Below are 12,373 nucleotides of genomic sequence, written 5' to 3'. Positions count from 1 at the left end.
GTCTTCTTAGTATTTTGGATTAACTGTAGTTTTTACACAAAAGAATAAGGCTCAAGACTTTGAAAGTTTTGAGGCCACCACCAGTTTGTATTTTTGTTGCTATTCATTGGAGCAAATATAGAGAGGAATTTTGAATCTCCAAGAAAAAGTGAAAAAAAAATTCAAATGACGTAGGATTTTGCAAGAAGAAGAGAAATATTCAGGTGGATTATTTTTATGTAACTTATTGAAAATGGGTAGAGTAGAGTTTGTTCACAGATTTAGTGAGGAATTTAATTTTTTCATTGGATGGAGAGGCACATAGAGCTCGTTTAAGCAGAGTTTTGAAACGATGTCGAATTTTATGCAGCCTGCCCGCAAGGAAAATGAGCAGGGTATGCGATTGTCAAAATCAAAATACCTACTGCTTTAAATTGTATTAAAATTTTCCCGTAACCTATAAGAGATAGGTACTGGAATCTGTAGACCTTCGTAGTAATTCAAATTTCATGTTATGGAACCAACCAACAAACACACACAAAAAAGCAAAAACTCTCCGCCCTCCGGTTACTTAATTGCCCTTGCCATTATTGTGGGACTCATTCTGTTCTACTTCGTCCTCAGTGCCATATTTCCAGAACTGTTTGAAGATTTAAGCCAAGGAAAAGACGTGGCACTTCTTTCGAGTCAAGTCTTCTTTTCTTCGATTTAGCCCATCGGTAGTTTATTAACCGTTTACAATTTCCCCTCCGTTTGGATGAAGCACTTGACCCGTCATGTAGGAGGAGGCCTCAGAGGCTAAGAATAAGAAACAATTGGCCACTTCGCTTGGTTGACCTGCCCTTTGCATAGGCGTGTCACTTCCAAATTCAGAGATTTCCTTTTTAGAAAAGGTAGAGGCAATTAGGGGAGTCCAAATAGGACCCGGAGCTACTGCATTGACTCGAATGCCTTTACTTACTAAATTAGCAGAAAGACTGCGGGTAAACGATAAAACGGCACCTTTGGTCGCAGCATAATCCATTAAATGATCGCTTCCCCGATAGGCTGTGACCGAGGTAGTGTTGATAATGCAACTTCCTTTTTTCAGGGCAGGAAGCGCATATTTTGTGATCCAAAACACAGAGAAAACATTGGAGTGAAAAGTCTTAAGAAGCTGCTCACTAGAAATGTCTTCTAGACTATTTGCTTCCCAATGATTGCCTGCATTGTTAATTAGAATGTCTATTTTACCAAAAGTGTCTAAAGTTTTTGAAATCACCTTTTTACAATGCGCCTCACGTCCTAGATCTCCTTTGATTAGGATGCATTTTTGATTTAATTTTTTAATTTCTTTTTGCGTTTCTTTCGCATCGCTCGTTTCGGAGAGATAAGCAATTGCAATGTCGGCACCTTGCTGAGCAAACAGAAGGGCAGTGGCTTTGCCAATGCCGCTATCTGCCCCAGTGATGAGAGCGACTTTGCCTTTTAGACTTTTCGCCGTGTTCTCTAGGGGTTTTGATTTTGCTTTGGGTTGTAATTTACTTTCTTTTCCAGGCTTTGCCTGTTTTTGTAGGGGGCGTATTTTACGGCTTTCTTTCTTTTGCATACTCTTAAAGCTTTGAATTAAACAGATTTTAGTAGGTGTTAAACCAAAAAAAGTAGGCTAAACCTACTTTTTGTTTTATTTGTTTCTTCCACGAGTAAAGAGCCAGAATAATAGAGCGATGACTCCCACTACCACAAGGATTCCCCACCACAAGCCCGCTTTGAAAACGGTTTCCACGGCAGCGCAGCTGCTTAAGGAAAGAAGAAGTACAGAAAAGAAACTAAAGAGTTTTAAATTTTTCATAGTGCGTTAAATTGGTTATACTACAAATTTAAAATTTCCCTGTAGAATTTTCTTACAGTCTGAGAATGGAAAGGTTACAAAATTACAAGTACAATAAGGAGCAAGAGTTTTGCACGATCGAGGAGGTCCGTTTGGAAAGCAAAATATCAGCTTACTCTGGTCGAGCGGAGTCAAGAAGGGATACTTTAATGCAGAGGGTGGTGATAGTGTTTTGTGGCAATTTTGCCAAAAAAAAGAAAAATGAAGCTATGAAAATCGTACTAAGAATTCAATTCTTAGAAAGAATTGAAGAGTACATTTTCCCATTCCAAGAGTGTAGGATAGGATAAAGCGTGTCTTTTCTCAAAAGCGGATTTAAAAAGAAACTATGCTTTTGACTTCGCCATTTTCCTAAAAATTTGTGAATATTTAAGCGTGAATGCCGATGGACTGTAAGTTTTTATCCTACGAATAGTGCGTTGGTCAGAAATTATTTTATATTTGCAAGTCTAATTAACCTTTAAATTAAACCCATTATGAAAGAACTGATTGCAAAAATCAACGAAGAATTTGAGGCTTTTACAAAAGAGGCTGAACAACAAGCTGAGAAAGGAAACAAAGCAGCGGGAACTAGAGCTAGAAAATCCGCTTTAGAACTAAGCAAATTATTCAAAGATTTTAGAAAAGTTTCTGTAGAAGAATCTAAGAAATAAATCTAGATTTGGATATATTAATTTACAGACTTCTGAGGATTTTCAGAAGTCTTTTTGTTTTGAAAAACTCGCAGATTCTACCACGAGGGTGTTTTTTCGAAAAAAAAGCGAGGTTATTCGGATTTCGATAGTTCAAAAAGAGTGATCTCTGGATTGATTCCTACTCTTCCAGGATAGCCAATTACACCAAACCCTCGGTTCACATACAAGTACTTACTTCCTACTTGGTAAAGGTCTGCCCATTTTTTATAACGGAACTGGACAGGAGACCATTTGAGGTTCTTTAAGTCCAGACCAAATTGCATTCCGTGGGTATGACCCGAAAGGGTTAATTGTACATTGGAGGGGTGGGACTGCACCACATGATCAAAGTGTGTGGGATCGTGACTCATAAGTATTTTAAAGCTTTCAAAAGGCACTCCTTTTGCAGCTAAATCTAAATCTCCTAATTGAGGAAAAGGCTTTTCACCCCAGTTTTCGACACCCAGTAAATAGAGGGAAGAGTCTCCTCTTTTAATTTCTCGATTTTCATTGCGCAAAAGAACAAGTCCTGCTTCCTGCTGGTCTTGGATCAGACGCTCAAGATTTTCTTTTTCCTCCTGTTTTGAGTTCCACTGATGGTATTGTCCATAGTCGTGATTTCCTAAAACAGAATAGAGTCCATCCGTCGCACGAAGCGATTGGAATAGGACTTTGAAGGGTTCAAATTCACTTGCTAAATTGTTAACCGCGTCTCCGGTGAAGAGAATAAGATCGGGCTTTTGAGCATTGATGAGTTCAAAAGCGGGTCTTAATTTATCAGGATTTAAAAAACTTCCAGAATGCAAATCGGAGATTTGCACAATGCGATACCCCTGAAATTCTTTCGGTAGATTTTTAAATTTCAATTTCACTTTTCTCACGCGGTGTCGGTACTTTCCATTGATTACTCCATCGAGGAAGAGCAAGCTAAGGGCAGCCGCACTGGCGATTCCTATATAACTAAGGAGCTTTCGTCTTTCGGGATAAAAGAGCTCAGCGGAAGGGTGAAGTGAGCGATAGGAAAATTCTCCGAGTCTCAGTACATCGTCAATAAGTAGATAGACTGCAATTAAGAGTTTAGGCAGCAGCATGGCTAGAAAGAGCGTGACTATTATTTGAAGCTGAAGCGTACTTAGGCTCTTTTGAGAAAAAAGGAAATATTGATAAAATAAATATAGGTATACACTGAGGGACACTCCAATGTAGAGGCCACGGACAAGCGAACTATTAGTTACCGTTCTGACCGCTTGGTAGAGATAGATCTCTAGAACAAAGAAGAGTATTGTAAAAAGTAATAAAAATCGTTGCATGGGCTTTAAGTATATAAAATCGAAAAACACAGACTAGGAATGAAAGTCTGTGTTTGTATGTGGTAAGTCTTCAATAGAATGACCCTATGGCAATTTGTAGACAATTGCATTGATGTTCATTCCCGCTCCTACGGAAGCGAAAAGTAGATAAGAATTTTCTTTTAGTTCGTGCCCCTTGAAGTTTCCTTTTCGAATTAAATCGAGCATAGTAGGAACTGTCGCGACGGAAGAATTTCCGAATTCTTGAATGGTCATGGGAGCGACACTTTCTTCGTATTTCGAATGCCCATAAAGCTTAAACAAGCGAGCAATAATGGCATGGTCCATTTTGGCATTGGCCTGATGAAGAAGAATTTTGTCAATGTCTTCGATGCTTAATCCGGCCTCGTCAATGGTGTTTTTCATCGCAGCAGGCACTTGGGTAAGTGCAAACTCGTAGATTTTACGACCGCGCATGCGGATGTATTTTTTGTTTTGATCGGCCTCTGGGTTAAGACTGTGAGAGTTCTCTAAATACTCAATTTCTTCTCCGTTAAAACAAAGTGTATTGGAATTGATGATTCCAACGGTTTCGTCCTCGGTAGCAGTCACGACTACGGCGCCGGCGCCATCCGCGAAAATCATTTTGTTGCGATCGTAAGGATCGGTCACGCGGCTAAGCGTTTCAGATCCGACCACAAGAATGTTTTTGGCTTTTCCAGATTTAATTAGAATGTCTGCTAAATTTAAAGCCTCAATCCATCCTGGACATCCGAAAATCATATCGTAATTGATGCATTTCGGATTTTGGATTCCTAATTTGTTCTTTATAATGGCGGAAAGCGAGGGCATAAAGCTTTGTTGGCCATGAAGATCCACGTCTCCAAAGTTCGTCGCACTTATGACGTAATCAAGGGTTTCCTTGTCAATTTTAGAATCGTCAATGGCAATCTGGGCTGCCCTAGCGGCTATGTCTGAATTAACCTCGTTATCTTCTATATAGCGCCTTCTTTCAATTTCAGTAATCTCAACGAATTTAGAAATAATCTCCTCGTTGGGTTTGGTAATGGGCTCGTAATTATCGTCGTAAAAGGCAGAGTCTTTAAAGTGACTGCCGTCAATCACACGACTAGGAAGGTAACTTCCTGTACCTACAATTAAGGTGTTTGGCATAAGGCTATACGGTTAGTTAATTCTCAATGGTGCAAAGTTAAGAATTAATACGCAATCCGAGTGCGAATCAAAATTATTATTAAATTTGCAGTGCGCTAAGCTTCGATATGAAAAAAAAACCTGCTCTTTACGGACTCATTTTTGCCCTAGCCTCCTTTGCGGTGGCTTTTGGAATTTATTTTTTCTTTTTGGCAAAAACCAATACCTATCTGGTCGACAATCCTACGCCCGACACCTTTTATTTTAAAATTAATGGGTCGGAGGAAAAGATTCTTACCTCCGGACAGTTTTTGAATGTTGAGCTTAAAAAGGGTACCAACCGAATTGAGGTGAAAAATCATGAAAAGAAGCTCATGTATGATTCCACTTTTACGGTGAATAAAGTGCGCGGACTGGTGAATATTACGCATAGCGATTATTACATCCATCGTCAGTACTATGGCTACAACTTAAATAAAGATTCTCTCATTGCGGCTCTTCCTCAAACGCAAATTGATGGAAAACTGTTTTACGGAGGCGCTAAAAAATTTAGTTCCCTGTACAGCGAAGATTTTTATTACAACATTGATGAGGAGTATGACGATGTGATTAAAAATATAGACAAAGTGGAAAGCCGCGTAAAAATCTTCCGAAAACAAGACTTCTTAAATTACTATAAGAACTATTACAATTTTTAAATTTTGAAAAACGTTACCCCCTACCACTCTCAAGAGAGTAAGAAAAACCAAGTGGAGGACATGTTTGATAACATTGCTCCCAAATACGACCTTTTGAACCATGTTTTGTCAATGAAAATTGATGTTTTATGGCGTGAAAAGTTAGTCAAGTGGATGCGTCAGGACCAGCCGAAAGAGGTGCTTGATGTGGCCACTGGAACTGGGGATTTAGCCATTGCGGTCCACAAAGGCACGAAAGCACAAATCGTAGGCATGGACCTCTCTCAACAAATGCTTAATGTAGGGATTGAAAAAATCAAAAAAGTAGGATTGGATTCGCAGATCTCCATGCAGAAAGGGGATGCAGAAGACCTCGCATTTGAGGACAATCGTTTTGATGCGCTTAGTGTGGCTTTTGGTGTTCGTAACTTTGAGAATTTACCAAAGGGGCTCTCCGAAATGCGACGTGTCATTAAGCCGGGAAGCAGTGCTTACATACTTGAATTCTCGAAAGTAGAAGGAATTTTAGGTCCTATCTACATGTTTTATTTCAAAAACATTCTTCCGCTAATTGGCCGCCTTGTCTCTAAGGACAACCGCGCCTATACGTACCTTCCCGATTCCGTGAATGCATTTCCCTACGGAGAGAATATGAAAACGGTTCTTCTTGAAGCGGGGTATTCTAAAGTGGAATATAAGACTCTCTCGCTAGGAATTGCAACGATTTACAAAGCGACAAAATAGCCCTAAAGAGTGCGATTTAAGGAGGCGAATTTTTAATTCGTAAGGCCTTGATTTGATATAGCTTATAGGAGGAAATCTCAAGGTTTCCTCCTAATTGTTTTAAATCCGATTAAAATAGCCTGCTCATTATGACTAATTCCTATTAATTTTTTATATTTTTGCAATAGTTAGAATTGATACCTGAAAATGCTCAAAGATTTAGAAAGCAATTTTTCGCTGTTGGAAAAAAAGATTCTGATGCTCAAAAAAGACTATCAGACCCTAAGTGAACACCATGTGACACTTTCTAAAGAGTACGAGGATTTGAAGCTACGTTTCGAGTCGGAACGAAAAGTAAATCAGGAATTAGCAGAAGAATATAAAAAGATAAAACTTCATTCCGCAATCTCAGGCAACCCCGAACACAATCGTTTGATGAAAAATCACATCAATCGCCTTGTGAAAGAAGTGGACCAGTGTATTGCACAACTTCAAAATAGCGGTTTATAATGGAAGTAAGACGAATTACGATCAATATTGCCGGGAGAACTTACCCCCTAAATGTGCCTTCTTCTGAGGAGGAAACACTAAGACGGGTAGGTAAACAGATTGAGACGATGATTAAAGATTTTGAAGCCAGTTTTGATGTGCGTGATAAGCAAGATGCTCTTGCCATGTGCGCACTAAAGATGGGAACCAACGCCGAAGTTTTTCAACAGAGTAACGAAAGAAATATAGCAAGTTCGACACAGAAAGTAAAAGAGATGTGCGATTTGCTTGACGAAAAGGAAATGTAGATTTTTCATTTCCAAATAGACTGCCTACAATAGTTCTAACACATTTAAGGTAAACTCAACGCTAAATAAATACCGGGCGAATGTTTACGGAATGGCGCGCCGCCCCCTGGGCGGATTACAGACCGTAAAAAACAGTCCAAATCGTGTTGATTAGGAGTTTACTCTCAATCCGTGGACTATTGTAGGTTTTTTTGGTTTTAAGAACATTATAATTTTAAAAATACTATGGATATACTAACATTGGGAATTGGCCTAGTTTGTCTGGTGATGGGAGCGGTTGTGGGAATTTTATTCTCAAAAAGCGCCTTGAACTCGAAAGCTAAGTTCATTATAGAGGATGCAAGGAAAAATGCAGAGAATCTTCTCGAGAAGGCAAAGGTGCAGGCGGAGTCCGTGAAGAAAGAAAAGCAACTTCAAGCCAAAGAAAAATTTCTAGAACTTAAGTCTCAACACGACCAAGACATTCAGGGGCGTGAAAAAAAGATGCAAGAGATTGAAAAGAGAATCAAAGACAAAGAAGGAAAGCTAAACGATGATTTACACAAAACAGGTAAATTAGAAAAAGACTTAGACCGTCAAATCAATGACTACTCGAAAAAAACCGAAGTACTTGATCGCAAGCAACAGGAGCTAGACGCCATCACTGCGCAAAAAGTGGAGATCTTAGAGAGAATCTCTGGCTTTAGTGCAGAAGATGCAAAAACAGAACTTGTAGAGGCCTTGAAAGCAGAAGCGAAGACCAAAGCGCGCGCACACGTGCAAGGAATTATGGAGGAGGCGCAGTTAAATGCGAAAAACGAAGCGAGAAAGATCGTGATTCAAACCATTCAAAGAATTGGTACGGAGCAGGCTATTGAAAACTCGGTGTCTGTATTCAACATTGAATCGGATGAAATTAAAGGACGTATCATCGGTAGAGAAGGGCGTAACATTAGAGCTTTAGAAGCAGCCACAGGAGTGGAGATTATTGTAGACGATACCCCAGAGGCTATTCTACTTTCATGTTTCGATCCTGTAAGAAGAGAAGTTGCGAAATTGTCCTTACATAGGCTTGTGACGGACGGAAGAATCCACCCGGCCAGAATTGAGGAGGTCGTAGAGAAAACCAAAAAACAAATCGAGGAAGAAATCATTGAGATTGGTAAGCGTACCATTATGGAGCTTGGAATCCATGGTCTTCATCCTGAACTTGTGAAAATAATTGGACGTATGAAGTATCGTTCTTCTTACGGTCAGAACCTTCTTCAGCACTCGCGTGAAGTAGCCAATATTGCAGCTACCATGGCGGCGGAACTAGGATTAAATGTGAAACTAGCGAAACGTGCCGGTTTGCTGCATGACATCGGGAAAGTTCCAGAACAAGAATCCGAACTTCCTCACGCACTATTAGGAATGCAATGGGCAGAGAAATACGGAGAGAATGCAGAGGTTGTAAACGCAATTGGAGCTCACCACGATGAAATCGAGATGGTCTCTCTACTTTCCCCAATCATTCAGGTAGCTGACGCGATCTCAGGAGCAAGACCAGGAGCAAGACGTCAGGTTCTAGAATCTTATATCCAACGATTAAAAGATCTAGAAGCGGCTGCACTTAGTTTTGATGGTGTATCGAGCGCCTATGCGATTCAAGCGGGTCGTGAACTTAGAGTGATGGTAGAAAGTGGAAAGGTAAACGACGAGGTGGCTTCTCAGCTTTCTTACGATATCTCAGAGAAAATCCAAAACGAACTGACCTATCCAGGCCAGGTGCGGGTTACTGTGATTCGGGAAACCCGAGCTGTAAACATCGCAAGATAAAGTTTAAAGAAAAACATTACAGAAGGCCACTTGATCTTATGATCAAGTGGCTTTTTTGTAGGTTCTCCAAAGGAAAAGAAAGGAGCCTTCTTTTTGCAAAACGTTATCGTATCTTTGAGCTATGAAGACCGTCTATTATTTAAAAACGTGCAGTACAAACAAGCGCATTATGTCAGCGCTCGATTTAAAGGATTGGAAGCTTAGGGAAATTAAGTCCGAGCCGATCACCAAACAAGAACTAGAAGAACTTAAAAAGAAAGTAGGATCTTACGAGGCTTTGTTTAGTAGGAAATCCACTCAAATTAAAGCTCGAGGGCTCGACCTTAGTACTTTAAAAGAAAAGGACTTTAAAGAGCTTCTATTGGATCACTATAGTTTTTTAAAGCGTCCCGTGTTTGATTCGGACTCACAGGTATTTGTAGGGACGGACAAAGCTAATTTAGAAGCTTTAAATACTTATTTTGAAAAAGAGTAAGGTAAGTTTAATCCTAAATAGGTCAAAATGACTGATTTAAAATCGATGATGTTTAAGTTTTGAGTCAAAATGGCATTAAATTAGCGTAAAAACGGCGATTTTGCCTCCAAATACGAAAGGGCCTTTTATTTGTGTGTATTCGGAAAGAAATAACCCATAAAACAAAATAAAATGTCAAACATTACTAAACCTCATTTTTTATTCGACGATTTTTTCACCAAAGATTGGTTTGAGAGCGAACGTAGCGTGAAGAGAGCGTCCTCTATGCCGAAAGTAAATATTTTGGAAAGCGATACTCAGTACACCATTCAATTGGCTGCACCCGGTCTTAAGAAAGAAGATTTTAAACTTGATTTTAAGCAGGGACAGTTGTCCATTGAAAGAGAAGTGGAAGAAACTGAAAATTTAAGCAAAGAGCGTTACACACTCCAAGAGTTTACTTACGCATCCTTTAAACGGAGTTTCACACTTCCTAAATCCACCACGAAAGAGGATATTCAGGCTTCTTATGAAAATGGGATACTATCTATTGCCATTGAAAAGAAACAGCCTGCAAAAATTGAGGCTTCTCAAATCGAAATTAAATAAAGCCAAATCATTTTTCATATTAAATTAAATCAATAATTGAAAAGCTCGGATCTCTGTAAAGGGATCCGAGCTTTGTTTCGTATGTGTAGAGCTTTTAAACGAATGGAGTTTTAACCACTTTCGCGCTTACCGATTTGTTTCGAATTTGAATAAAGATTTCAGAATCGACTTTGGAATGGGCAATCTCTACATAAGCCAGTCCAATTCCTACTTTTTTCATAGGAGACATCGTACCTGAGGTTACTTTACCAATGGTATTCCCATCCTTGTCAACCACAGGGTAGTCATGTCTTGGGATCGCTTTTTCTTGCATTTCAAAACCAACGAGTTTGCGAGTAACTCCACTAGCTTTAAGTTCTGCAATTTTGTCTTTTGCCACGAAATCTCCTTTGCCTAGTTTTGTAATCCAACCTAGACCGGCTTCTAATGGGGAAGTGGTATCGTCAATGTCGTTTCCGTAAAGGCAAAACCCTTTTTCTAGTCTTAGGGTATCTCTAGCACCTAGACCGCAAGGTAGGATTCCAAATTCGCTTCCTGCTTCGCTTAAAGCGGTCCATAGAGCAACTGCGTCTTCGTTTTGGAAATAAAGTTCATACCCACCGCTTCCGGTGTAGCCTGTATTCGAAATAATGACGTCTTTTATGCCCGCTACTTCTCCCTCAGTAAAACTATAGTAAGGTAGCGCAGAGAGATCTACGGCCGTTACTTTCTGTAACGTCTCTTTTGCTTTAGGTCCTTGGATGGCGATGAGTGCCATCTGGTCTGAAGCATTGGTAAGAGTCGCTTCAAACTGATTGTGCGATTGAATGTGCTGAAAGTCTTTTTCAATATTGGAAGCGTTCACCACCACAAAGTACTTTTCGTCGTTCATTTTATAGACAATCAAATCGTCTATAATTCCACCTTCTGCATTCGGAAGACAGGTGTACTGCGCTTTTCCGTTTTCAATAAGGTCTAGATTGTTCGTGGTTACTTTTTGAAGTAGGTCTTTCGCCTCTTTTCCTTCCACGAAAAATTGACCCATGTGAGAAACATCAAACAGTCCCACACTTTCTCTTACAGCAAAGTGTTCTTGGGTAAGACCCGAATATTGCACAGGCATTTCAAATCCAGCAAAGGGAACCATTTTCGCACCAATCGAAACATGGGTGTCAAATAGGGGAGTTCTTTTCATTTTTAGTATTTGATTTTAGATATTTTCTTTAGAAAGCTGCTTTTTTTAAGCAAGATGTTCCTTGTATTCGTTTAGAATGATTTTAAACCAAGGCGTAAAATGATCGGGATGATCCTGAAGCTCCTGGTCTAACTCTTCCATACTTATATAGCGAACAGAGTCTACTTCTTCTTTATTTAACTTAAATTCACCCTCGTATGTGCCTGAGAAAACATGGTCCAGTTCATGCTCAGTGAGATCTCCACCTACATTCTCCTTGTATAAGAAGTGAAACTTGGGCTCAATAGGAACTTCAATTCCTAGTTCTTCCACGAGTCTTCTTTTTGCCGCCTCTTCATAGGTTTCTCCTACGCGAGGGTGCGAGCAGCACGCATTGGTCCATTGACCAGGCGAATGGTATTTGGTAAGTGCTCTTTTTTGAAGCAGCATCCGGTTTTGATCGTCAAATAAAAACACAGAAAAAGCACGATGCAAAATGCCCTGCTCATGGGCTTTTAATTTTTCCATCTGGCCAATAACCTCATCCTCGGGCGTGACGAGTACAACGAATTCTTCCATACCGTACAAATTTACACAAATTTTTCTGCTTGCCCTAGTTTGAAAGTGGGCAAAGAACCATAAGTGAGAGACAAATAAAGGAAACAGTGCCCTTCAGAATCGAGATTTATTGAGCTCCTTAGAGGGGTAGGGAAAACTTATTGGAATTGAGGGGCATTCGATTTTCTCGCCCCGTGTGATTTTTGTAATTTTGCCCCCTTAAAGCCTGGTTGTTATGAATCTCAATTTTAAAGCAGATATAAGCCCAAGTCTAGTGGAGGGAGTAAAAAATTACTTAATCGATATTGACGGGACCATTACCGAGGATATCCCAAACGAGCAACCCGAACGAATGACCACGTGTGAGCCCTTTCCCGATGCACTTGAGCAGATTAACCGTTGGTACGAAGAGGGGCATCAAATATGTTTTTTTACCTCTCGAGCTGAGGACCAAAAAGAAATAACAAAAGAGTGGCTCGATCGCCATGGGTTTAAGTACCATTCGATCCTTTGTGGGAAACCTCGAGGTGGCAATTACCATTGGGTAGACAACCATATTGTTCGCGCGACACGCTACGAAGGCAAATTCACAGATTTTGTTGAAAAGGAAGTGAAAATTCAAGTATTTAAAGACTAGAAAT

Annotated in this window: 16 protein-coding genes; 10 read left to right on the top strand and 6 right to left on the bottom strand. The window is 39.9% G+C overall.

Translation table 11 applies throughout. The annotated features are described in order from the left end of the window. Positions 1-493: 493 nt before the first annotated feature. On the top strand, positions 494-691 hold the full coding sequence (locus AC3IRX_RS02585; RefSeq protein WP_489210926.1) for a hypothetical protein: 198 nt from the start codon (positions 494-496) through the stop codon (positions 689-691). A 15-nt stretch (positions 692-706) separates the two neighbouring features. On the opposite strand, the gene AC3IRX_RS02580 is transcribed toward AC3IRX_RS02585, so the two are convergent. Both AC3IRX_RS02580 and AC3IRX_RS02575 read right to left on the bottom strand, forming a co-directional pair. Continuing rightward, on the bottom strand, positions 707-1,567 hold the full coding sequence (locus AC3IRX_RS02580) for an SDR family oxidoreductase (protein WP_489210925.1): 861 nt from the start codon (positions 1,565-1,567) through the stop codon (positions 707-709). A 75-nt stretch (positions 1,568-1,642) separates the two neighbouring features. Then, a complete protein-coding gene (locus tag AC3IRX_RS02575) occupies positions 1,643-1,810 on the bottom strand; it encodes a phosphatidate cytidylyltransferase (RefSeq protein WP_489210924.1) in 168 nt (55 codons plus the stop codon). Positions 1,811-2,325: 515 nt separating this feature from the next. On the opposite strand from AC3IRX_RS02575, the gene AC3IRX_RS02570 reads away from it, so the two are divergent. Continuing rightward, positions 2,326-2,502 carry a histone H1 gene (locus tag AC3IRX_RS02570; RefSeq protein ID WP_489210923.1) on the top strand — a complete coding sequence of 59 codons (177 nt, stop codon included), beginning with the start codon at positions 2,326-2,328 and terminating at the stop codon, positions 2,500-2,502. Positions 2,503-2,615: 113 nt separating this feature from the next. Here the strand turns inward: AC3IRX_RS02570 and AC3IRX_RS02565 are convergent, their stop codons facing one another. Both AC3IRX_RS02565 and AC3IRX_RS02560 read right to left on the bottom strand, forming a co-directional pair. Beyond that, on the bottom strand, positions 2,616-3,833 hold the full coding sequence (locus tag AC3IRX_RS02565) for a metallophosphoesterase (RefSeq protein ID WP_489210922.1): 1,218 nt from the start codon (positions 3,831-3,833) through the stop codon (positions 2,616-2,618). A gap of 84 nt (positions 3,834-3,917) precedes the next feature. Continuing rightward, the gene (locus AC3IRX_RS02560) at positions 3,918-4,985 is read right to left on the bottom strand and encodes a 3-oxoacyl-ACP synthase III family protein (RefSeq protein ID WP_489210921.1); all 1,068 of its coding nucleotides are present in this window, start codon (positions 4,983-4,985) and stop codon (positions 3,918-3,920) included. A 107-nt stretch (positions 4,986-5,092) separates the two neighbouring features. Between AC3IRX_RS02560 and AC3IRX_RS02555 the strand changes: the two genes are divergently transcribed. The 7 genes from AC3IRX_RS02555 (at position 5,093) to AC3IRX_RS02525 (ending at position 10,021) form a co-directional block, all read left to right on the top strand. Further along, the gene (locus AC3IRX_RS02555) at positions 5,093-5,662 is read left to right on the top strand and encodes a hypothetical protein (RefSeq protein WP_489210920.1); all 570 of its coding nucleotides are present in this window, start codon (positions 5,093-5,095) and stop codon (positions 5,660-5,662) included. Positions 5,663-5,665: 3 nt separating this feature from the next. Continuing rightward, positions 5,666-6,385 (top strand): bifunctional demethylmenaquinone methyltransferase/2-methoxy-6-polyprenyl-1,4-benzoquinol methylase UbiE, encoded by a 720-nt coding sequence (gene ubiE / locus AC3IRX_RS02550; protein ID WP_489210919.1) that lies wholly within the window; start codon positions 5,666-5,668, stop codon positions 6,383-6,385. Between the two features lie 186 nt (positions 6,386-6,571). Further along, positions 6,572-6,874 carry a hypothetical protein gene (locus tag AC3IRX_RS02545; protein ID WP_459083806.1) on the top strand — a complete coding sequence of 101 codons (303 nt, stop codon included), beginning with the start codon at positions 6,572-6,574 and terminating at the stop codon, positions 6,872-6,874. Beyond that, positions 6,874-7,161, top strand: coding sequence for a cell division protein ZapA (locus tag AC3IRX_RS02540; protein ID WP_489210918.1), 288 nt, complete (start codon positions 6,874-6,876; stop codon positions 7,159-7,161). Before AC3IRX_RS02545 ends, AC3IRX_RS02540 begins: the two co-directional genes overlap by 1 nt. Before the next feature lie 225 nt (positions 7,162-7,386). Continuing rightward, on the top strand, positions 7,387-8,958 hold the full coding sequence (gene rny, locus AC3IRX_RS02535; RefSeq protein WP_489210917.1) for a ribonuclease Y: 1,572 nt from the start codon (positions 7,387-7,389) through the stop codon (positions 8,956-8,958). A 121-nt stretch (positions 8,959-9,079) separates the two neighbouring features. Next, positions 9,080-9,433: an arsenate reductase family protein gene (locus AC3IRX_RS02530; RefSeq protein WP_489210916.1), complete on the top strand. Its 354-nt coding sequence runs from the start codon at positions 9,080-9,082 to the stop codon at positions 9,431-9,433. A gap of 171 nt (positions 9,434-9,604) precedes the next feature. After that, positions 9,605-10,021, top strand: coding sequence for an Hsp20/alpha crystallin family protein (locus tag AC3IRX_RS02525; protein WP_489210915.1), 417 nt, complete (start codon positions 9,605-9,607; stop codon positions 10,019-10,021). A 94-nt stretch (positions 10,022-10,115) separates the two neighbouring features. Here the strand turns inward: AC3IRX_RS02525 and gcvT are convergent, their stop codons facing one another. Continuing rightward, positions 10,116-11,195: a glycine cleavage system aminomethyltransferase GcvT gene (gcvT, locus tag AC3IRX_RS02520; RefSeq protein ID WP_489210914.1), complete on the bottom strand. Its 1,080-nt coding sequence runs from the start codon at positions 11,193-11,195 to the stop codon at positions 10,116-10,118. Positions 11,196-11,240: 45 nt separating this feature from the next. Continuing rightward, complete coding sequence (gene idi, locus AC3IRX_RS02515; protein ID WP_489210913.1) at positions 11,241-11,753, bottom strand: isopentenyl-diphosphate Delta-isomerase; 513 nt, start codon at positions 11,751-11,753, stop codon at positions 11,241-11,243. Between the two features lie 214 nt (positions 11,754-11,967). Here idi and AC3IRX_RS02510 point away from each other — a divergent pair, with 214 nt between their 5' ends. Continuing rightward, the gene (locus tag AC3IRX_RS02510; protein ID WP_489210912.1) at positions 11,968-12,369 is read left to right on the top strand and encodes an LNS2 domain-containing protein; all 402 of its coding nucleotides are present in this window, start codon (positions 11,968-11,970) and stop codon (positions 12,367-12,369) included. The last annotated feature ends 4 nt before the right edge of the window (positions 12,370-12,373 follow it).

The sequence above is a fragment of the Epilithonimonas sp. KH_059 genome (genome assembly GCF_057838485.1).
This window is presented reverse-complemented; position numbering and strand designations above follow the sequence as displayed.